This is a genomic window from Dehalococcoidia bacterium (assembly GCA_021295915.1).
Classification (GTDB): Bacteria; Chloroflexota; Dehalococcoidia; order Lucifugimonadales; family UBA1123; genus VXRN01.
In genome coordinates this window covers 39,022-59,931 of the sequence record JAGWBK010000002.1, presented here as the reverse complement: position 1 = coordinate 59,931, position 20,910 = coordinate 39,022, and the positions used below count along the sequence as shown (strand labels likewise).

17 protein-coding genes are annotated in these 20,910 nt (G+C 58.7%); 7 read left to right on the top strand and 10 right to left on the bottom strand.

What is annotated here, in order from left to right; genetic code table 11:
* Window position 1: 1 nt before the first annotated feature.
* Complete coding sequence (locus tag J4G14_01560) at window positions 2-691, bottom strand: 2-phosphosulfolactate phosphatase (protein MCE2456489.1); 690 nt, start codon at window positions 689-691, stop codon at window positions 2-4.
* Between the two features lie 41 nt (window positions 692-732).
* A complete protein-coding gene (gene ispH / locus J4G14_01555) occupies window positions 733-1,635 on the bottom strand; it encodes a 4-hydroxy-3-methylbut-2-enyl diphosphate reductase (GenBank protein ID MCE2456488.1) in 903 nt (300 codons plus the stop codon).
* Window positions 1,636-1,803: 168 nt separating this feature from the next.
* On the opposite strand from ispH, the gene J4G14_01550 reads away from it, so the two are divergent.
* Both J4G14_01550 and J4G14_01545 read left to right on the top strand, forming a co-directional pair.
* Window positions 1,804-2,973 (top strand): pyridoxal phosphate-dependent aminotransferase, encoded by a 1,170-nt coding sequence (locus J4G14_01550; GenBank protein ID MCE2456487.1) that lies wholly within the window; start codon window positions 1,804-1,806, stop codon window positions 2,971-2,973.
* 111 nt (window positions 2,974-3,084) lie between these two features.
* Complete coding sequence (locus J4G14_01545; GenBank protein ID MCE2456486.1) at window positions 3,085-4,830, top strand: NAD+ synthase; 1,746 nt, start codon at window positions 3,085-3,087, stop codon at window positions 4,828-4,830.
* Window positions 4,831-4,840: 10 nt separating this feature from the next.
* On the opposite strand, the gene J4G14_01540 is transcribed toward J4G14_01545, so the two are convergent.
* Window positions 4,841-5,518 carry a hypothetical protein gene (locus J4G14_01540; protein MCE2456485.1) on the bottom strand — a complete coding sequence of 226 codons (678 nt, stop codon included), beginning with the start codon at window positions 5,516-5,518 and terminating at the stop codon, window positions 4,841-4,843.
* A 189-nt stretch (window positions 5,519-5,707) separates the two neighbouring features.
* On the opposite strand from J4G14_01540, the gene J4G14_01535 reads away from it, so the two are divergent.
* The 5 genes from J4G14_01535 (at window position 5,708) to J4G14_01515 (ending at window position 12,759) form a co-directional block, all read left to right on the top strand.
* The gene (locus J4G14_01535) at window positions 5,708-7,267 is read left to right on the top strand and encodes a methylmalonyl-CoA carboxyltransferase (protein MCE2456484.1); all 1,560 of its coding nucleotides are present in this window, start codon (window positions 5,708-5,710) and stop codon (window positions 7,265-7,267) included.
* 233 nt (window positions 7,268-7,500) lie between these two features.
* Window positions 7,501-9,339, top strand: coding sequence for a pyruvate carboxylase subunit B (locus tag J4G14_01530; protein ID MCE2456483.1), 1,839 nt, complete (start codon window positions 7,501-7,503; stop codon window positions 9,337-9,339).
* Window positions 9,340-9,391: 52 nt separating this feature from the next.
* On the top strand, window positions 9,392-10,600 hold the full coding sequence (locus J4G14_01525) for an isocitrate/isopropylmalate dehydrogenase family protein (protein ID MCE2456482.1): 1,209 nt from the start codon (window positions 9,392-9,394) through the stop codon (window positions 10,598-10,600).
* Window positions 10,601-10,706: 106 nt separating this feature from the next.
* A complete protein-coding gene (gene mdh, locus J4G14_01520) occupies window positions 10,707-11,642 on the top strand; it encodes a malate dehydrogenase (protein MCE2456481.1) in 936 nt (311 codons plus the stop codon).
* Window positions 11,643-11,733: 91 nt separating this feature from the next.
* Window positions 11,734-12,759, top strand: a complete 1,026-nt coding sequence (locus J4G14_01515; GenBank protein ID MCE2456480.1) for a molybdopterin-dependent oxidoreductase — start codon at window positions 11,734-11,736, stop codon at window positions 12,757-12,759.
* On the opposite strand, the gene J4G14_01510 is transcribed toward J4G14_01515, so the two are convergent.
* From J4G14_01510 to trpC, 7 genes are all read right to left on the bottom strand, one after another.
* Window positions 12,745-14,988, bottom strand: coding sequence for an MMPL family transporter (locus J4G14_01510; GenBank protein MCE2456479.1), 2,244 nt, complete (start codon window positions 14,986-14,988; stop codon window positions 12,745-12,747). The two genes, J4G14_01515 and J4G14_01510, sit on opposite strands and share 15 nt — an antisense overlap.
* 35 nt (window positions 14,989-15,023) lie before the next feature.
* Window positions 15,024-15,917: a CoB--CoM heterodisulfide reductase iron-sulfur subunit B family protein gene (locus tag J4G14_01505; GenBank protein MCE2456478.1), complete on the bottom strand. Its 894-nt coding sequence runs from the start codon at window positions 15,915-15,917 to the stop codon at window positions 15,024-15,026.
* A 97-nt stretch (window positions 15,918-16,014) separates the two neighbouring features.
* Window positions 16,015-16,977, bottom strand: a complete 963-nt coding sequence (gene sdhB, locus J4G14_01500) for a succinate dehydrogenase iron-sulfur subunit (protein ID MCE2456477.1) — start codon at window positions 16,975-16,977, stop codon at window positions 16,015-16,017.
* A gap of 84 nt (window positions 16,978-17,061) precedes the next feature.
* On the bottom strand, window positions 17,062-18,741 hold the full coding sequence (locus tag J4G14_01495) for an FAD-dependent oxidoreductase (GenBank protein MCE2456476.1): 1,680 nt from the start codon (window positions 18,739-18,741) through the stop codon (window positions 17,062-17,064).
* A gap of 162 nt (window positions 18,742-18,903) precedes the next feature.
* Window positions 18,904-19,398 (bottom strand): SRPBCC family protein, encoded by a 495-nt coding sequence (locus J4G14_01490; GenBank protein ID MCE2456475.1) that lies wholly within the window; start codon window positions 19,396-19,398, stop codon window positions 18,904-18,906.
* 4 nt (window positions 19,399-19,402) lie between these two features.
* Complete coding sequence (locus J4G14_01485) at window positions 19,403-20,059, bottom strand: phosphoribosylanthranilate isomerase (protein ID MCE2456474.1); 657 nt, start codon at window positions 20,057-20,059, stop codon at window positions 19,403-19,405.
* Complete coding sequence (gene trpC / locus J4G14_01480) at window positions 20,056-20,856, bottom strand: indole-3-glycerol phosphate synthase TrpC (protein ID MCE2456473.1); 801 nt, start codon at window positions 20,854-20,856, stop codon at window positions 20,056-20,058. The genes J4G14_01485 and trpC overlap by 4 nt, the downstream gene beginning before the upstream one ends.
* Window positions 20,857-20,910: the final 54 nt, after the last annotated feature.

Here is a 20,910-nt window from a genome sequence, read left to right as displayed (position 1 = left end):
TTCAGACGGTTTGCTTGCGCGCTACCAGCAGGCCATTTTCTCGGGTCACCCTGATAGCGAAGTCATGGGAGTCGATAGTGACCGCCATGTCCCTGTCTTCGGTCGGGAAGTGAGGTGTGGCCGGGTTGCCGTACTTTCGAGCCTCACTGCCAGCGAGAACCAACGAGCGAACGCTCTGGTGGTCTGGTGTGACTCCCTGGAGCAGGTTGCGCATGAACAGGGCGCACTGCTCATCCTCGTCGGTGCGAATGCGGCCCTCTGACCCCATGGCAACGATAGTAACCAGTGGCGGGTCGAGGCGGCGAATTGCCTCGATAGTCGCGGAAGCAACTGCAAGCGATCCACCGTAGAGCTGGACTGCTTCCAGAGCGGCGGTCATGCCCACTGTTCCGGCACGGGTTGACTGAATGATCGTCTTCCCATGAAGATCTGCGGCACTGATCTGGGAAGGAGAGTTGTTGAAGTCGAAGCCCTCCGGCCTCATGCCGCCGACCTCGCCGACGCACATGTCCCCTACACCGTCGCCTCTTAGCGCCAGGGCCTCTTCGACTTCGGCAACGAGGATGATCTTTTCCGCGCCCTTTGAAAGTGCGACAGCGGCTGTGGTGTATGCCCGGAAGACATCGATGATGACGACTACGCCCCTGGCGCGACGCGCACCTTCCAGCAGGCTGTCTACGACTATCTCCACGGACGCTGCCCCTGGTGCACCCTACTGGCGTGCATTGATGGTCAGGACCTGAACTCGTGTGGAAGGACGAAGTTAATGTCTTCATCCACACCTTCGATAGTGGTGACCTCGTCTGGTGCAAGAGCGTCGACTACCGACAGCACCAGTTCCTCCGGGGTCGATGCTCCCGACGTAATACCGACGTTTTCCACCCCATCTATCCAGGCTTGATCGAGTTCGTCAGGACCGTTGATCAGGTACGAAGGGACTCCATTCGCTTCTGCCACCTCCCGCAGGCGGTTGCAGTTAGAGCTGTTCTCCGCGCCGATAACCAGAACGAGATCGACCAGAGTGGAAATCTCCTTAACCGCTTCCTGGCGGTTTGTGGTCGCGTAGCAGAGATCGTTCCTGACCACCACATTGGAGAATCGGTCTTCGATGTGAGCAATGGACCTGCTGGTATCGTCCACGGAAAGCGTAGTCTGAGTAAGGACCGTAACCGGTGTGTCGTCTTCCCAGCCCGGGAGGTCTAGCGGCTCCCTGTCGTCGACGAGGTGCATATCGGTCTGACCCATGGTGCCTTTGACCTCCTGGTGACCACGGTGTCCTACGAGGATCAATCTGCGGCCATCGGAAGAGTAGCGCAGGGCCTCGTTGTGGACCTTGGTCACGAGGGGGCACGTAGCGTCTATTACGTTCAGGCCACGAGCTTCGGCCTTTTGGAAGTCCTCGGGAGGCGAGCCATGAGCGGAGAAGACGACTGTCGCCCCCTCCGGGATCTCCTCCACGTCCTCGACAGTCCGAGCGCCCTTGTCCTCAAGCGACTTGACCACGTATGGGTTGTGGACAATCTGGTGCTTTACGTACACGGGGTGAGGGTACTTCTGCAGGGCCAACTCGACAATGTCGATTGCGCGCACTACACCGGCACAAAATCCTCTCGGAATTCCCAGAATCACCTTCAATAGAAAGACCTCCGTATTTGTCGCTGGCGCAGGCGAATTGTATCATAGGGCAAATGCATAGGTTTATACTGTTGACGAAGCTAGGACTTGCCCGTGAGTGCGCTTACTCCGCGTTCAGGCATTGGGCAACCTCGTAGCGATCGACACGACAATCGAGAGGGAAGCCGCATGAAACTCGCCCACAGGATGGCGCGTCTGGGCACAGAGACCGCATTCGAGGTACTCGCAAAGGCGCGCCTTCTAGAAGCCGAAGGCATGGATGTAATACACCTCGAGATCGGAGAGCCGGACTTTGGCTCTCCGTCTCATGTTGTGGAGGCTGGCCGGCAGGCGCTGGTCGACGGCTACACTGGTTATGGGCCTTCGCCCGGCTTCCCCGAGCTCCGAGAACGGATCGCTGCGGAGATCAGCAGCACGAGGGGCATCTCAGTGACGGGTGACCAAGTTGTGGTTACGCCGGGCGGCAAGCCAATCATGTTCTTCCTGATAATGGCGATGGTCGATCCGGGCGATGAGGTTATGTACCCGAACCCGGGGTTCCCGATCTACGAATCGATGATCGAGTTCATGGGGGGAGTCCCGGTACCCATGCAGCTCCACGAGGAGACGGGTTTCAACATCGACGTAGATGCAGTCGCCGGCAGCGTCACCGATCGAACGAAGCTGATGATCGTCAACTCACCGAACAACCCTTGCGGGTCGATAATCCCGAAGGAAGACCTGGAGAAGCTCGCCGATATCGCCAAGGAGCACGACATACTGGTGCTCTCCGATGAGATCTACAGCCGCTTTCTCTACGGAGGCGAACATCACTCGATATCCGGCTTCCCCATGATGAGAGAGCAGACTGTGATCCTGGACGGCTTCTCCAAGACATATGCCATGACCGGATGGAGAATCGGCTACGGCGTGATGCCTATGGAGCTGGTGGAACCGATCTCACGATTGGTGACTAACAGTGTTTCCTGCACCGCAAGCTTTACACAGATTGCCGCCCTGGAGGCGCTGAATGGCCCTCAGGACGACTCTTATGAGATGGTAGCTGAGTTCCAGAAGCGGCGTGACATCGTCGTGGACGGGCTGAACGCGATAGACGGTATCCGGTGTGCGGTGCCGCAGGGCGCTTTCTACGCGTTCCCAAATGTGGCAGACGTAGGCCTTTCCAGTCAGGAGTTTGGCGATCGTCTATTGAGAGAGGGCGGAGTCGCCTGCCTACCTGGTGAGTCATTTGGAGAGTTCGGGAAGGGGTTCGTGCGCTTCTCATTCGCCAATTCGACCGAGAACATCGAGAAGGCACTTGCCAGGATAGAAGATTTCGTCAAGAGTGTGCGTCAGTAGTTCAGACGCCGGCACTGTTGATCCGCTCAACTTTCCAGACTAGAGAATTCTTCCAGGCGACGACGATGCCACAGACCTGCGAATCCCGGTAGCGAAGGCCAACATATGCCCATGCGAAAGTTCAGAGTCGCGCTGGCGCAGATTAATGTAACGGTTGGCGACTTGCCGGGGAACACCGCGAAGATCCTCGATGTCATTAGCGATGCCAGAGACGTAGGCGCGAGTCTCGTAGCTTTCCCGGAACTCACTGTTCCCGGGTACCCTCCTGAAGACCTGCTCCTGAAACCGCAGTTTCTTACCGAGAACCGGCGTTGTATGGAGCGGATTGCAGAGGCCTCTCACGACATTTGCGTCGTGGTTGGATTCGCCGACTTCGTTGGTGGAGAGGTGTACAACGCCGCCGCCGTTGCCTACGACGGCAAGCATGTTGGCACATACCACAAGCAGTTCCTTCCCAACTACGGGGTGTTCGACGAGGACCGCTACTTTCGTTCAGGTGACACCTGCCCGGTGTACGTGATTGACGGCACTCCTGTGGGCGTCAACATCTGCGAAGACATCTGGTACGCGGTCGGCCCGTCGGTCGTACAGCGCTCAGTTGGGGCGGAGGTGATCGTCAACATAAATGGGTCACCGTTCCACGCGGGCAAGTGGCGCTTGAGAGAGAAGATGCTGGCCACTCGCGCGGCGGACAACGAGGTGTTCCTGGCCTACGTCAACATGGTGGGCGGGCAAGATGAGCTCGTTTTCGACGGCGGAAGTATGATTTTCGACCCTACCGGGGAGATGATCGCTTCTTCGAGCCAGTTCGAGGAAGACCTGTTGATGGTCGACCTGGACGTCGAGGCTGTATTCAGGTCGCGTCTGAGGGACCCGCGTCCTCGCAAGGAGGACCCTGAGTCGATCAGAAGGCTGGGACGGGGTGAACTGGTGCCAGTATCGGAATGGGACGAAGAGAGCCTGGACGGAGCCGCAGCAGAACCTGGTTCAGGCATGTTCCATGACGGACCCGCTGAGGTGTATCAGGCATTGACGCTCGGGACTCGCGACTACGTCTTAAAGTGCGGGTTCGAGAAGGTGCTCGTGGCCCTCTCCGGTGGAATCGACTCAAGCCTGGTCGCAGCGATCGCGGTCGACGCGCTTGGCAGTGATAACGTCGTAGGCGTGTCCATGCCATCGCGGTTCTCTTCCGAGGGAAGCGTCGTCGATGCCAAGCTTCTGGCTGATAACCTGGGAATCGAGCTTTGGACCCTGCCGATCGAGCAGCCCTTCGAGGCGATGCTGGACACGCTGGAGCCTCAGTTCAAGGGAACTGACTGGGGTGTCTCTGAAGAGAACATACAGTCCCGGATCAGGGGCAACCTGATCATGGCGCTATCCAACAAGTTCGGCTGGCTGGTACTTACAACCGGCAACAAGAGCGAGATGGCGACGGGGTACGCAACGATCTACGGCGACATGTCCGGCGGGTTCGCAGTGATCAAGGACGTGCCGAAGGTCATGTGCTACGAGTTGTCAGAGTACCGGAACAGCGAGGCTGACAGGCCGATTATTCCGGTGTCAGTCATAGAGAAACCGCCCAGCGCGGAACTGCGTCCGGACCAGTTTGACGAGGACAGCCTGCCCTCTTACGAACGCCTCGACCCTATCCTCAAGGCCTACGTAGAAGACGACATGAGCTTTGAAGAGATCATTTCGACTGGCGAAGACCCTGAGGTGGTCAAGCATGTGATCGGACTTGTTGACAGGTCCGAGTACAAGCGGCGACAGGCAGCGCCCGGCATCAAGATCACCCCTCGCAACTTCGGGAGGGACCGGCGAATGCCGATCGCCAACAGGTGGAGAGCCTGGCTGTAGTCTGAGCCCGCTACCAGTTGCGGTGGACCAGGATTCGGGAGCGGTCGGCCTCGGTGAGATGCGGCTCTATCTTGGACTCGAACTCGGCGACCGTCTCTTCTACGCTGGATGAGCTTGTATCCAAGGCAATTTTGTGCCTGAGCGTCGACCTTTCGAAAGCGTCGTTGTAGGCGTTGAGAACAGTTTGAATGTCGTCGCTCTTGAGCGGACTGTTGGGATGCGGGTCGGCTTCCATTCGTTGAGCGATTACATCGGCGTCCGCAGTAACTTGGACGAGGACTATGTCAGGGGCGAAGCGGAGAATTGAGCTCTCTACCTGGTGCGACACGACCTTGCGATCGTGGGGCTGTCCATCTCCACCGTAATCGAAGTAGAGAGGGCCATACACTGAATCGTCGATGTGCAGGCCAATGGCCATCCAGTCCGGCCCGTTCCACGAGTTTGCCTGAATGTGATAGTACAGGCTGTGACGCTGGGTCATCTCCTTGAGCTCGGAACTGAGAGCCAATACCTGACGTCGCTCGTCGTCAGTCATGTCTGGCTGTGGATGACCGGAGGTGTCAGGTATCTTCCAGTGATCATGTATCAGCGGGAAGCGTACCCCCATCTTTTCGTGAAGCCAGTCGTCAATGGCGAACGCCAAGGTAGACGTTCCTGAGTACTCGCAGCCTGCAATGACCAGTCTCATGTCTTTTCTCCATTACTCTATAAGTGTGTGTTCAACGAAGTGGCAGCACTCTGCCAAAGATTCCCACGCGTCCTGGTGATTTTCCAACTTGCAGGACTGGGTTGCAAGTGGGCGAATGTTGCCCACTGTGTGGAATCTAGCTACACTGATTCAGAATTTCCGAGGGTGAGTTTAAGTACAAATCAAAGCATGGTTATAAGGCGAAAAGTCGATAGTCGCGCGCAGTTGCGCAGTATGCGCGAGGAGTCGCTCCTTGGCGGAGGCCAGCGGCGTATCGACGCTCAGCATAGCCGAGGGAAGTTGACCGCGAGAGAGCGGGTCGACCTGCTGCTCGATGAAGGGTCTTTCCAGGAACTGGACACGTTCGTCACTCACAGGGCCACCGACTTCGGTCTGGCCGACCAGCACTTCCTGGGAGACGCGGTCGTTACTGGATACGGTAACGTCGACGGGCGGCTCGTGTTCGTATACGCGCAGGACTTCACCGTACTGGGCGGATCGCTATCGGAGGCCGTGGCCCAGAAGATCTGCAAGGTGATGGACCTATCCATGTCGACAGGAGCCCCTGTGGTTGGCCTGATCGACTCCGGCGGCGCGCGTATCCAGGAAGGCGTGGACAGCCTGGGCGGGTACAGTTCGATATTCCACAAGAACGTGCGGGCGTCGGGAGTAGTCCCGCAGATTTCGGTAATCCTCGGTCCGGCTGCCGGTGGCGCTACGTACTCCCCTGCCCTTACCGACTTCATATTCATGGCGTCGGGTATAGGCCAGATGTACATAACCGGGCCAGACGTGATTCGTTCGGTCACCGGAGAAGACGTCAGCCATGAGGACCTTGGGGGTGCGAACGCTCACACCTCTCGAAGCGGCGTGGCGCACTTTGCTATTGAGGGGGAAGAGGCCTGTTTGGCGGAGGTAAGGCGGCTGCTGTCGTTCCTGCCGCTCAACAACATGGAGGACCCGCCGAGGGTCCAAGCGGCAGATGATCCACTCAGGAAGGACGAAGAACTCGCCTACGTCGTCCCCGACAACCCGAACCAGCCATACGACATGCTGGACGTAGTTGGCCATGTTGTCGACAACGGCGACTTCATGCAGGTGCATGAGAACTTCGCCCCGAACGTCATCGTTGGTTTTGCCCGCTTCGATGGGAGAACTGTCGGCATCGTCGGCAACCAGCCTTCACAGCTTGCAGGTGTGCTGGACATAGACGCATCCGTAAAAGCAGCGAGGTTTGTGCGCTTCTGCGACGCCTTCAACATCCCACTTGTAACGTTCATCGACGTGCCGGGATTTATGCCAGGTACCAACCAGGAATACGGCGGCATCATAAGGCATGGCGCGAAGCTGATCTTTGCGTATGCCGAGGCCACCGTGCCGAAGATTAGCGTGCTGACTCGAAAGGCATACGGTGGCGCCTATATCGTCATGAGCAGCAAGAACCTTGAAGGTGACATCAACTACGCCTGGCCGACTGGTGAGGTCGCCGTGATGGGTGCGGGTGGCGCAGTCAACATTATCCATAGGAACGAGATTCGCGCATCCGACGAGCCCGAGGCGACCCGAGCCGAGCTGGTTGCCGACTACGAACAGCGCCTGATGAACCCTTACGCTGCGGCCGCGCGTGGGATGATCGACGACGTGATCGATCCACTGGACACCCGGCCCAAGATCATCGCCTCGCTGGAGATGCTCGAAAACAAGCGCGAGCATCTCCCTCCCAAGAAGCACGGGAGCATTCCACTTTGACATCGGTGACGATAAACGGTTCCTACGGTGTCAACAGCGAAGTGGTCGCGGCAGCAATAGCTGCGGTTCAGGCGTATCTCGAGAGCGAGGCCCAAGCGGCTCCTGATTCGCCACGAAGAGGGATTTCATCGTGGCGAATGGCCCAAGCCGACCGACCAGCGGTGCGCGGATTCGGCGCTAACGTGTCCTGGCGTTGTCGGGACTGATAGACAACTGACGAGAACCAAGGAACAATGAACGGACCTCCCCTCAAACTCAGCGACACCACATTCAGGGACGCACACCAGAGCCTGATGGCGACGCGGCTGAGGACGGAGGACATGGCGCAGCTGGCGGAGGAGATGGACTCCATCGGGTTCTATTCGATGGAGGTCTGGGGTGGCGCGACGTTCGACAGCGCAACGCGGTTTCTCTATGAGGACCCATGGGAGCGGTTGCGGACATTCAAGTCGCTCATCCCGAACACGCAACTGTCCATGCTGCTGAGGGGACAGTCCCTCGTAGGCTACCGCAACTATGCCGATGACGTCGTCGACGCGTTTGTGGAGCGGTCGGCTGAGAACGGAATAGACATATTCAGAGTGTTCGACGCCCTGAACTATGAGCCGAACCTCGAGCGCGCCGCGGCTGCCGTAAAGCGGGCCGGCAAGCATTTACAACTCACCATGTGCTATACGGTGACAGACGAAGGCCGAATGGGCGGGCCGATATATAACCTGGACTACTACCGGGCCAAGGCGCAGAGCCTGAGGGACATGGGCGCCGACAGCATCTGCATCAAGGATATGGGCGGCCTGTTGGCTCCCTACGATGCGTATGAAATAGTCAGTGCGCTCAAGGAAGACAGCGACCTCCCCGTCCAACTTCACTGTCACTACACCAGCGGCATGGCGTCTATGAGTGCGCTGAAGGCAGTCGAGGCCGGACTGGACATCCTGGATGTCTGCCTTGCGCCATTGGCGCTGAGGACATCACAGCCGGCCGTTGAGCCAATCGCTGTGACCCTTGCTGGAACGGAGAGAGATCCGGGTGTCGACGTGGAAGCGCTTCTCGGCATTGGAGACAGACTCGAGGCGGTGCTGCCCAAGTACGCTGAGCACATGCAGCCGACGCGAGCTGCGGTAATAGACCCCAGCGTGCTCAAGCACCAGATTCCTGGCGGTATGGCGTCCAACATGGTATCCCAGCTCAGGGAAGCGGACGCCGTTGACAGGCTGGGTGAGGTACTTGACGAGATCCCACGAACAAGGGCGGACCTCGGCTATCCCCCGCTCGTCACACCAATGAGCCAGATGGTTGGAGCGCAGGCTGTCAGTAACGTCCTCTTTGGGCGATACGTAGCTGTTTCTGAGCCGGTAAAAGAGTACGTCAGCGGCGGTTACGGCAAGCCCGTTTCCGAGTTGAGCGAGGAACTTGTCGAGAAGCTGAAGGGCGAAGGGGTGGAAGTACCAGACGACAGTCCAGAACGCCCCGGTGATGCAATAGAACCGGAGATGGAGTCGGCTAGGCAGGCAGTAGCGGAACTGACTTCGGACATCGACGATGTGTTGATATACGCGCTGTACCCGCAGACAGGGGAACGGTTCCTGCGAATAAAGCACGGCGTCGAGCAGGCACCAGCGGAAGAGCAGACGCCAGCAGCATCTGCTGCTGAGGCCCAGCCTGCGGCCAGTGCGCCACCCCGGAGTTCAAGAGCCAGGCGATTCAACGTGTATGTTGGCGACCAGTTCTTTGAGGTGGATGTGGACCCGATCGGCGCTCAGTTAGGCGCTGCACCGGCAGTTCGAGCAGCCTCCTCAGCACCGTCCGCCCCCATCAGCGCAGCTCCCCAGCAGGATACACAAACTGCTGAAGGAGAAATCCAGGTCACCGCACCGATGCCGGGCATACTCGTTAGCGTCGCGGTGGAAGTGGCGGAGCAGGTAAGCGAGGGCCAGCCTCTACTGATACTTGAGGCGATGAAGATGCAAAACACCATTCCGAGCCCGTCGGACGGCACGGTCTCTTCACTACCAGTAGCGCCTGGTGTGCAGGTCACCAGAAACCAGGTGCTGGCAGTTATTAAACCTTAGGAATCCAAGCCAGGTCGGTCTGACCTGGGAAACATCAGGAAAGGAGCCTATTGTGGCTGACAAGCAGACTATCGAGGCCGCGAAGGAGCACTTTGGCGAGGTTGTGGCGCAGCAGTTGGAGCGAGTAGAGCGCCTCAAGAACGAGCCAGACTGGGTGGACTATTCGGCGGTGTCGCCCATAATCGTGGGAATGCTCGGGGGCGACGGCATCGGACCATCAATCAGCGCAGAGACCCAGACGGTGTTGGAGCACCTTCTCAGGGGCGAAGTGGACTCCGGCAAAGTCGAGTTCAGGGTAATCGACGGCCTGACCATTGAGAACCGCGCAGAAAAGCTGCAGTCTATTCCAGACGATGTGCTGGCAGAGATCAAGAAGTGCCACGTTACGGTGAAGGGCCCGACCCATACCCCGGAGCAAGGTGACGGCTGGCCGAACATTGAGAGCGCCAACGTGTCAATGCGTAAGGAACTCGACCTGTTCGCCAACATCAGGCCCGTCAGAATCCCCTCACAGGGTATCGACTGGACGTTCTTCCGTGAGAACACGGAAGACATGTACGCCGTAGGAAGCCAGGGTATGAACGTCTCCGACGACCTAGCCATGGACTTCAGGGTGATCACCTCACAGGGTTCGAGGCGGATAATCGACGCCGCGTTCGCGCACGCACGCCGAACGGGCAAAGACCGCGTCACAATCGTAACCAAGGCAAATGTAGTTAAGACCACTGACGGAAAGTTCCTGGACATCGCACGCGAAGTCTCGGAGAACTACCCGGGCATCGAGTGGGATGGCTGGTACATAGACATCATGACGGCCGCGCTCATCAATCCGGCCCGTCAGAAGGACTTCCAGGTCCTGGCCCTTCCCAACCTGTACGGCGACATCCTCACTGACGAGGCGGCGCAGATACAGGGCGGTGTCGGGACTGCCGGCAGCGCGAACGTTGGCAAGCAGTACGCAATGTTCGAGGCTATCCACGGCAGCGCGCCCCGAATGGTAAGAACTGGACGGGCGCAATTCGCCGACCCCAGCTCTCTGCTGCGTGCAGGCGCGATGATGCTCGAGCACGTTGGATACTCTGACATCGGCGCCAGGCTGCATAAGGCGATCGACGTTTGCGGTCAGTACGAGCGCAAGATCGTCATGACGGGACGCGACACCGGCGCGACGAGCGCAGAGTTCGGTCAGTACCTTATGGACACTGTCGCCGACCCGACGCTTGACGACCGCTGGCAGGAGTATGTCGAAACAGTCGGCTAGACACGGACTGCGAGACCGATAGAAGAGTGTAAACAGAGGGGCGGGTACATACTGACCCGCCCCTTCTAACGTCAGAAAGGCGCGAACGCGCCGGAGGTTTGAATCGATGGCAAGGAACAAGGTGACAGTAGTTGGCGCGGGCAACGTCGGCGCGACGGCCGCCCAGAGAATCTACGACAGGGGCTATGCCGACGTGGCGCTAGTCGACATTGTCGAGGGACTGCCACAGGGGAAAGCGCTCGATATGCTGGAGTCGGGCCCAGTGCTGGGATCGGATGCCAAGGTAATCGGCACGAATGACTACGCGGACACAGCGGGGTCGGACGTAGTCGTCATAACTTCGGGGATTGCGCGACGCCCCGGCATGAGCCGTGACGATTTGCTGCTAACCAACATGAACATCGTGACGTCTGTGACCGAGGCGGTGGTCGCGGCATCTCCTGACTGCATTCTTGTCATTGTTACCAATCCTCTTGACGCAATGGCGCAAAGGGCATTCCAGGTAAGCGGCTTCCCCAAGGAGCGAGTGGTCGGGATGGCCGGCATCCTGGACACAGCGAGGTTCCGGACGTTCCTCGCAGAGGAACTCAACGTATCGGTCAACTCAGTCGAAGCGTACGTACTTGGTGGACACGGAGACACGATGGTGCCGGTGACGGCGAGCACGACTGTCGGCGGAAGGCCTATTGCCCAGGTGCTGTCGGCTGAACGCATCGACGAGATCGTCAAGCGCACACAGGACGGTGGAGCCGAGATCGTCAACCTTCTGAAGACGGGCAGCGCGTACTACGCTCCGTCGGCAGCGATCATGCAGATGGTCGAGGCGATCCTGTTCGACAAGCAGGAGATACTTCCCTGCACCGCCTTGCTGCAGGGCGAATACGGTATCGACGGCCTCTTCGTTGGAGTGCCACTGAAGCTTGGCGCCAACGGAGTCGAGGAGATCATCGAATTCGACCTCACGCCCGATGAGCAGGCTGCCCTCAAGCACTCCGCGGATGCTGTCCAGGAGCTCGTCGAGGTCATGGCCAACAGCGGATAGTTTCCGCAGCTTACCTGCCTGACTCTCTTACATCCCCGAGGCGACACGCCAGCGTATAATCATCAACAGTTGACTACTGTTGTGATGCTCTATGCGTTTCCCGTGGGCGAACATACTTCTGCTGTTCTTCCTGTTCCTCGAACTGGTCTCGGGGTTCTATGGGCTGACGTCTGGCTCTGAGGAGCGCGCCTTCCACATACAGATACACCGCATAGCGGGGTACGGCATAATCGTGGTGGCAGCCTGGAAGGTGCTGAATGTTCTCAGGTCGCTTAGGTGGCCGCGGGCAGGGTCTGTAAGAGTCGCATCGCTGGCATTGGTAGTTGGGCTCGTAGCGACCATGACTCTCGGCCTCTTCTGGTCAATCGGCGGCTCGTATCGATGGTGGCTGTTCAGCGGAATGAGCTGGCATATCTATGCTGGTGCGGCGATCGTTCCACTGCTGGTGTGGCACTCGTGGTACATGCTGAGCAAGTTTCCTATTGCAGTCTGGGTCGAGCGGCGGCTTGCGATCAGAGCGCTTGGTCTGGCAGTAGCGGGCTTCGTGGGATGGCAGTTGATCGAACGAACGGCCTCCTCCGCACAGCTTCCGGGCAGTGAGAGGCGATTTACAGGGTCGTATGGCCAGGGCGAATTCACTGGTAACGCGTTTCCGCGGGTCTCGTGGCTGAATGACAATCCCTCGCGAATCGACGTAAATGACTGGGAGCTGAGGATCACCGGTGCTGTTGACCAACCGACCGTGCTGAACTACGACGACCTGCAGTCAGATGCGGAGGTGACGGCAACGCTGGACTGCACGGGGGGATGGCACACGACCCAGCTTTGGAGCGGAACAAGGCTCGCGGATCTTCTCGAGCAGGCGGGGCCCTCATCGGAGGCCAGGTCGATCGTTGTACGGTCAGTGACCGGCTACTATAGGCGTTATGCCATGAGAGATGTCGATAGCCTGATACTGGCAACGCACGTCACCGGCGATCAGCTGTCGCACGGGCACGGCTTTCCGGTGCGGCTGGTGGCTCCTGGTCGCAGGGGGTTCGAGTGGGTGAAGTGGGTCACCGAAATCGAGGTCGATGAGACGCCGTCGTGGTGGCAGCCGCCGCTACCGCTGCAGTGACTGTGGCGCGACACTGAGGTCAGGCAGCCATTTCAGGGATTTCGGGAAGTACCAAGCTGCCGAACCGAGTAACTTCAAAGTGGCAGGCAGAAGGACCAGTTGGACTACCACCGCGTTCAGTACCAGGCCGACAGCCATTGCCACTCCAAGCTGATGGAACGGGAACAACCGCCACCCGAATATCTCTAATACGAGGTTCCCGAAGACCGCCGCCATGACCAGCGACATCAGTGTGACAGGCACGACAGTACCACTCATGCCTGCTGCAATTGACTCTGTGTATTCGCCGCTATTGCCAAGGAGCTCCCGGATACGTCCCAGTAGGACGAGTTGAGAAGCCATGAGAAGTCCGAAAAGCAACGGTACGATAAGCATAGGCAACCATGCTTCTGTGACCAGGACTCCGTCGGCCGTTCCGCCACCATTCTGAAACAGGAGCGCCATGACTCCAAGAGCCGCTCCTGCCGAGAACATGTTTAACACAGTAAGCAGAACCGGGACAGCCAGCGAGCGTGTTCCCACAAGAAGAATCAAGAGACTCGACACTATCACCAAAGCCACCACGACGGGAGTGTAGCTCTCCACGAGATGGAGCAGGTCCGCGGCAAAGGCGGACCGTCCGGTCACCACAGCCACGATATCTGTGTCGCCGAACACATCCGGCAAAGGCTCATCCCTGAGGCTGCGCACGGCTCCAATTGCCGACTCACTCTCGGGATGACTTATGGTTGGAGAAGAGATCAGGACGACGTCCCGATCAAGATTGGTCTGAACAAACGTCTGACCCGATAAGTCCGGTGCGAATATTAGCCCAGCCTGAAGATCCGCCACTCGGGCCTCCACATCAGGATCCACAAAAGGGGCGTCGATCACCACCTCTACTGGTGACATGGCCCCAACGGGGAAGTTCTCGGCAAGTCGCGTGAATGCCTCGTAGTGTTGAGGACCGTATGCCGCCCTGTTGTCATGACGGTTGGGTATGGTCTCGGGGCTGTTGAAACCGAGCGTTAGATCGAGGACTGGAAGAGACAGGGCAACCAGGATGGCTATAGCAGCGAGTGAGCTCAGCACTGGCCTGTTCATGGCAACGTCGACTATCCAGTCCAGCATACGAGAGAGCCGGCCCCTCCCATCGTATGAGGCACCAACTACTTCTTCCGCATCATCCTGCTCAGCAGCCCGGGAGTTGGTTACGCGATCGTAGCGGAGGGTCAACAACGCCGGGGTCAGGGTAACGGCCCCAACCAGCGGTACGCAGAGTGCGAGAATCGCTCCGAGTCCCACGCTCACGACTAAGTTGGAAGGGACGATCAACAGTCCCGCAAGTCCGATCACTGCAATCAATACACCGAAGGCAATGGCCATGCCAACGGTGGAACATGTTCGCTCTATCGCGTCCAGGTTATGGAAGCCTCGATGCCTCTCTTCCCGATACCTGAGTGCTATCAGGACCGTGAACACCAGTCCGAGTAGCGCTGCGATCAAGACCAGCAAATTTGCGGCGATGGCATGAACGGGGAACAGCATTCCGATCAAGGCCATAATGGCCGATGGTATAGCGACCATTGGCAAGCTCAGCACAACGGGCAGCCGCATTCCGGCCAGTGCGCCGATGCCGAGTAATCCAATGAATGCAATGTAGTATGCGGCATTGCCGAACCCAATCGTTTGGGAGGCGAGATATAGTCGAGTCGCCGATTCCGCGATTCGCGCGGCAACCGAAGCCTCGCCAACCAGGAGAACCTCGAAGTCATCCTGCCCGTTGTGGCGGCGAACCACGCTCATGAGTTCGGAAATGTTTTCGGCGGCCTCATCGAGTGTCCCTGACATCGTCACAGAGATAATGGTCGAGTGACCGTCGTCCGACACCTGCCAATCTGATCCGGAGTTGTAGTACTGGCTGACACCTGAGACGACACCAGGAGCGAGAGCAGCAAGGCCGAAGAACAGGTTTTGCACCGTGGCCTCAAATTCGGGATCGACGATCGTGTAAGTGTCCGAGTGGACTACCACGACCTCAGTAGCTGGACGAGGGCCCCGGAAACGTTCCTCCAGAATCTCTTCGCCGACGTTATATTCGGACCCGTCGAAAAGGACGCTTTCGCTGGTGAAAGAGCCTTCCCATAGCAGGCCAATCACTCCAAATGCCGCGAGCATGACCACGGCCCAGAGGGCGACAATCACCCAAGGACGACGGGCGGAACATCGAGCAAGTGAGCCAAGGACCACTTCGAGACACGCCCCCTTTCGCGAACGTGAGGAGCCTAGGGCGTCAGGGCGAGTTCTGAGAGCAGGTTCTTGGTGGAGACTATGTGGCGGTTGAGACGCATGGCCTTCGGATCGATGCCGAGGGCCAGCCCGATGAGCTGCGGCAAGTGCAGAATCGGGATGTCGATGGGAGCCATGGGGCTGTTTGCCTTGGCCGCCTGGGGCTGGTAGCCGTCCAGGTTGAGGTGGCACAGCGGGCATGGCGTGACCATAGCGTCGGCGCCGAGACCCTTGGCGTCCATGGTATGAGTGGCGACCATCTTGAGCGAGTTGGTCTCGTTGATCGTAAGGATGGGGAAGCCACAACAAAGGGTCTTCCCCGCAAATTCCACGACCTGGGCGCCCACGGCTTCAATGACACACTCGAGGGCGTCTTCGCGCTCGGGATGTTCGGCGAACTTTAGATCTGAGGACGGCCTGACTATGTAGCAGCCGTAAAAGGGAGCCAACTTCAGGTTGGGCAATCTCTGGACGACCATGGACTCGAGCTTTTCGACACCGATCTCCTCGACCATCACCCAAAGAAGGTGACGTGGATCGGCGGTGCCGCTGTACTGTAGGCCCTCTTCTGCGAGGTCTTCGTTGATGGAGGCCCTGTACTCATCGTCCTGGAGTCGAGCGTTGGCCTGTGACATTACGCCCTGGCATGTGGAGCAGATGGTCATGATCTGCTGACCGGCGCGTTCTGCCATTGCGAACGTACGGGCATTCAGGGTATCGCCGAGTCGCAGGTTCTTCTCCTGCAGGACTCCTGCACCGGTGCAGGAAGCGCCCTGCATCGTTATGAGGTCAAGCTCGATTCCGAGCCTGCGGCATACTTCGAGAGTGGCATCGTATAGTTCTGGGCAGGCGCCGCGTGAAACGCAGCCCGGATATAGGGCGTATCTCATGGTCTGTTTTCTACCTTGTTACTGAATTGCGGGGTGAATCTTACTTTCACCCTCACCCCAGCCCTCTCCCTCAGGGAGAGGGGGCCGTTAGTTGGTATCAATCATCCTGGCGGCTCTCGACTTTTTCGAACACTCGCTGGACGTTTTCGACTCCAGGGATGCTCTTGTGAACGAGAGGCGGCATCTTGCGAGCTTTCATTGCTCTCAGTCCGACAGGCACAAGCTTGAGCATCTCGCGGAAATTGGTCATACCGTGGCTCTTGACCACGAGCTTGGTCTCGTCCAGCCACCCGCTGTGCTCTACTGACTCCGCGAAGGCGTTGGCGTGGCGCGCGCCGGTCGTGTTAACGTACCCAGCCTCCATCGCACGATCCCTGAGAGCCATGATCCTGCCCATCGGGTCGACGCCCTTGGGGCAGACTTCGACGCACTGCATGCAGCGTGTGCAGTCCCACACTCCGCCATACTCGTTGAGCGCACCGAGACGCGCATCGTCTGCATCGTCCCTGGGGTCGCCGACAAACCTGTACGCCTTGGCGAGAGCGGCTGGTCCCAGGAAGTTGTCGTCGACGTTCAAGACCGTGCAGTCAGAGACGCATGCGCCACACATGATGCAGGCTGTCACGCCTGTCAGATGCTGCATGTCTTCCGCAGGCGCCAGATATTCAGTCTCCGGCTCGGGACCCTCGGGTTGCAGCCAGGGCTGGACGTCACGGACCTTGCTCCAGAACGGGGCGAAGTCAACGATGAGGTCCTTCTGGACTTCCAGGTTGCCGGCCGGTTCGACGACGATTGGGCCACCGTCTTTGGGCATGGCGTGGATAAGCAACGTGTTACACGCCAAGCCAGCCTGACCATTGATGCGCATCGCACAAGAGCCACAGATCGCGCTCCGGCATGAGCAGCGCAGAGCGAGGGTGCCGTCCATCTCTTCGCGAATTCGAATCAACCCGTCCAAAACAGTGTTGGACTCGTCCATCTCAAGCTCGAAGTCGTCGTAGTGCACGACCGGACGATCAGCGTCGGGATCGAATCTCTTGACCCTGAACTTAACTTGCATATATGTTCCCTTTATCGCCTGTAGGGTTGAGGTTTATCGAACTAATCACCCCAGCCCTCTCGTTTGGGGAGAGGGGGTAGTCTTTTAGTAACTTCGGACCTGAGGCTCCCACTGCGTTATGACGACGGGCATTTCGGAAAGCGCCGGGCCGTCTTCAGTCTGCTCAACCAGTATGTGTTTGAGCCAGTTTTCATCGTCACGTTCGGGGAAGTCCTCACGAGTGTGAGCGCCACGGCTCTCCTTGCGCTCGATTGCCGCAAGAGTAACCGCTTCCGCGCAGTCAAGCATGAAGCCGAGTTCCAGCGTAAAAACCAGATTGGTGTTCCAGGTCTTGCCCTTGTCGGGTACGTAGACAGACCGGTAGCGCTCTCGGAGCTGCCTGACCGTATCCAGGGCGGTCTCCATACCATCCTGGTTTCTGTAGACGGCCAGGTGTTCGTTCATCGTGCCGCCCATATCCTGCCTGATTTGGCCGAACATGTCGCCGCCGTTCTGTTCGTTGTCGAGAAGTCGCTGAATGTTGGCCTTCTGTCCGTCCGCGGCCGAGTCATCAACGGAGCCGTGGGACTTGGACCTGGCAGCCTCAGCCGCGTGTACGCCTGAGCGTCGCCCGAAGACGAGGGTGTCAAGGAGTGAGTTCGCGCCGAGCCTGTTGCCGCCATGGACGCTTACGCAAGCAACCTCGCCAGCGGCGTAGAGACCGGGGAGCTGGGTCTGCCCGTCTATGTCTGTCTTGATGCCACCCATCTGGTAGTGCATACCGGGACGGATCGGGACAGGCTCTTCCAGAAGATTGACGTTGGCGAAGTCTCGGGCAATGTCTAGGATCTGAGTCAGGCGTTCGCGAATCACGCGCTCGCCGAGGTGTCTCATATCCAGGAAGACACAGCCATCTACACCCCTTCCCTCGTTGATCTCAGTCTGCTCAGCCCTGGAGACCACATCACGGGAAGCCAGTTCCATCATGTTGGGGGCGTAGCGCTTCATGAAGCGTTCGCCCTCGGAATTCAGCAGGTAGGCGCCTTCGCCGCGGGCACCTTCGGTGATCAGCACGCCGCTGCCCTTGAGGGTGGTGGGATGGTACTGGACCATCTCCATGTCCATCAGGGACGCGCCTGCGCGGTATGCGAGGCCCATTCCATCCCCTGTGCAGATTAGAGCGTTGGTTGAAGGCTCGAACACCCTGCCGAGTCCTCCGGCGGCCATGATTACGGCCTTGGACCTGATAGTGTGGATTTCGCCGGAGCGGATCTCCATGACTACAGCGCCGGCGCACTGACCGTCCTCGATTATCAGGTCGAGAACGAACCACTCTTCGTACACGCGGACTCCAGCCCTCATGATCTGTTCGTAGAGAACGTGCAGCAGGGCCTGGCCGGTGAAGTCTGCAACGAAGAATGTGCGGGCCTTACCCTGACCTCCGAAAGCGCGGGTGCCAAGCCTGCCCTCTTCGTCGCGGCTGAAGGTGACACCGTAGTGTTCCATCTGGATAACTTCGGAACCAGCCTCACGGCACATGATCTCGATGGCGTCCTGGTCTCCGAGATAGTCGGATCCCTTGACAGTGTCGTATGCGTGGTCGTGCCAGTCGTCTCCGGCGTGTTCAAGCGCGGCGTTGATGCCGCCCTGAGCCGCGTTGGAGTGGCTCCGAACAGGATGGACCTTGGAGATGACCGCTACGTCGGCCCCGTTCTCGGCCGCGGACAGCGCCGCTCTCATGCCGGCCAGTCCAGCGCCTATGATCAGGACATCGTGGGAGTACATTCAGGGCCACCTCTGAGGTCGCAAATTCCGCAAATGAACATAGCACACCGCACCTATGGCGTCCACATTGACTGCCAACATCTTAGTGGTTTGAAAGGCAAACATTACACCCTCACCCTAACCCTCTCCCTGAGGGAGAGGGGAATTGGAATGGGATCTTGATTACGATGCAGTGCGGTCGCGTCTGAAGATGTGGCTGCGTGCGGCTCTTGCCTCAGCAGCCTCCTTTAAAGTGACGAAGTGCTTGCGTATGACGCTGTGGTACATGGGTCGAGTGTAGATGACTCCGCCGAACCATCCGAAGAAGGGGAAGCGTTTCCAGATGAAGCTGCCGGAGTGAGTCAGCAGAGTGCCCCCGTCAGAGGTCTCGTCCAAGGTGAACTCCTCTTCCGAGAAGTCGAGAGGGCCTTCTAGGTGCTTGAACTCGATCCTCTCAGGTCTGTGTAGAGTGACTTCTTCGAGCGTCCTGTACGAGAAGGGGCCGGCCCTGGTGACGAATTCGACGGTCTTCACGTTGCCATCTTCTGAGATGAGTCGGGTCGACTCGGAGTTGTCGCCGGCGATTCTGCCACGTCGGAACGAGGACAGGATCTGGAACACAAGCTCGCGGGGAGCGTCGATTTCGACAGACTGGGGCTTTAGCTGAATTGCAGGCACAGGACTAACCTGTTGCACGTACAGCAGCGGCGAATGCCCTGATCTTTTCGGGGTCTTTCACGCCGTCCGTCTCGACACCCGTGGAGACGTCGACAGCCCACGGCCTGACCGTGTCGATGGCATCGGCGACGTTGTCAGGCGTGAGGCCTCCTGCAAGTGTCACGCGGTGGTCTTTCGCAATTTCGCGCGCCAATCCCCAGTCGAACACGATGCCTGTCCCGCCCAGGTGGCCGGACTGATGCTTGTCCAGGAGGACGCGGTGTCCAGCGTCCAGAGCCTCCTCGGCCTGTCGGCAGGCGAGGGCGAGGGACTGATCTCGCGGCAAGTCCTCTCTGACTTTGACCTGGCGAATCACGGGGGCGTCGAGCAGGTCCCACATCTCAGGCGGTTCGTCGCCGCACAACTGGAGATGGTCGAGGCCGCAGAGTTCGATTACCTCGTTAATGTAACGCGGAGCCTGGTTTGCGAAGAGTCCAACTATTCCAGGAGGTGCTCCAGGTACACCATCACGAAGGGCGGCGATGATTTCTGCGGCCGCTTCGGGGTGCAACTGGCGTCGGACGCCTTCGACGAATACAAACCCCACAAGGTCGGCCCCGGCCTCGGCCGCAATCAGGGCATGGGACGGGTCGCGAAGTCCGCAGATCTTGAACCTGGTCACGCCAGTTCCCGAAGCTTCTCACCGGGGTCGGGCGCCGTTACGAGCGCGTCGCCGATCAGAACGGCGGACGCTCCGGCATCACGCACACGCCCGATGTCCTCCGGGGTACGCAATCCGCTCTCGCTAACCAGGATGCATTCGGACGGGACCATCTCCGCCAACTCGAAGGTAGTATCGAGCGTGGTGTGGAACGTACGAAGGTCGCGGTTGTTGATGCCGATGATCTTCGCCTCGGCTTCAATGGCGACCGCGATCTCGTCTTCGTCATGGACCTCGACCAGGCACTGCATTCCAAGTTCTTCAGCCTGAGACTTCAGGCGCATGAGCTGATCCGGTCTGAGCATACTCGCAATCAGGAGTATCGCGTCAGCACCATGCGCGCGCGCCTCGATAACCTGGTATGGATCGTAGACGAACTCCTTACGGAGCACCGGTACGTCGTTACGGTGCGCGATCGTACCGGCCGCCTGCATATCGTCGAGGCTGCCGTGGAAGTGGTCTGTGTTGGTGAGAACTGAAATGGCCGCGGCGCCGTTTTCGACGTACAGGTTGGCCAACCACTCAACGTCAAGATTCTCACGCAGGACGCCACGAGATGGGGACGCCTTCTTGATCTCGGCGATGATCTTCACACGAGTACCCGAGAGGGCATCAGCGAAGTCCAGCGGCTCCGACTGGCCCTGAAGCCGTGCTTCGAGGTCAGCGACTGGCACTTCGTCCTTTAGACGGTCGACCTCACGGCTCTTGACCTCGACTATCTTCTTGAGTATGTCGGGGGAGTCGGTTCTGACAGTCATGATCGGAGCTAGCCTTTCATTAGCGGACCGGCTGGCAGTTTTTCCATTCTAGCA

Bases quoted from the DNA above. Each gene is read 5' to 3' on its own strand.
- mdh (MCE2456481.1), top strand. From the start codon at position 10,707: ATGGCAAGGAACAAGGTGACAGTAGTTGGCGCGGGCAACGTCGGCGCG.
- J4G14_01535 (MCE2456484.1), top strand. From the start codon at position 5,708: ATGGTTATAAGGCGAAAAGTCGATAGTCGCGCGCAGTTGCGCAGTATG.
- J4G14_01515 (MCE2456480.1), top strand. From the start codon at position 11,734: ATGCGTTTCCCGTGGGCGAACATACTTCTGCTGTTCTTCCTGTTCCTC.
- J4G14_01540 (MCE2456485.1), bottom strand. From the start codon at position 5,518: ATGAGACTGGTCATTGCAGGCTGCGAGTACTCAGGAACGTCTACCTTG.
- sdhB (MCE2456477.1), bottom strand. From the start codon at position 16,977: ATGCAAGTTAAGTTCAGGGTCAAGAGATTCGATCCCGACGCTGATCGT.
- J4G14_01530 (MCE2456483.1), top strand. From the start codon at position 7,501: ATGAACGGACCTCCCCTCAAACTCAGCGACACCACATTCAGGGACGCA.
- J4G14_01505 (MCE2456478.1), bottom strand. From the start codon at position 15,917: ATGAGATACGCCCTATATCCGGGCTGCGTTTCACGCGGCGCCTGCCCA.
- trpC (MCE2456473.1), bottom strand. From the start codon at position 20,856: ATGACTGTCAGAACCGACTCCCCCGACATACTCAAGAAGATAGTCGAG.
- J4G14_01545 (MCE2456486.1), top strand. From the start codon at position 3,085: ATGCGAAAGTTCAGAGTCGCGCTGGCGCAGATTAATGTAACGGTTGGC.
- J4G14_01550 (MCE2456487.1), top strand. From the start codon at position 1,804: ATGAAACTCGCCCACAGGATGGCGCGTCTGGGCACAGAGACCGCATTC.
- J4G14_01495 (MCE2456476.1), bottom strand. From the start codon at position 18,741: ATGTACTCCCACGATGTCCTGATCATAGGCGCTGGACTGGCCGGCATG.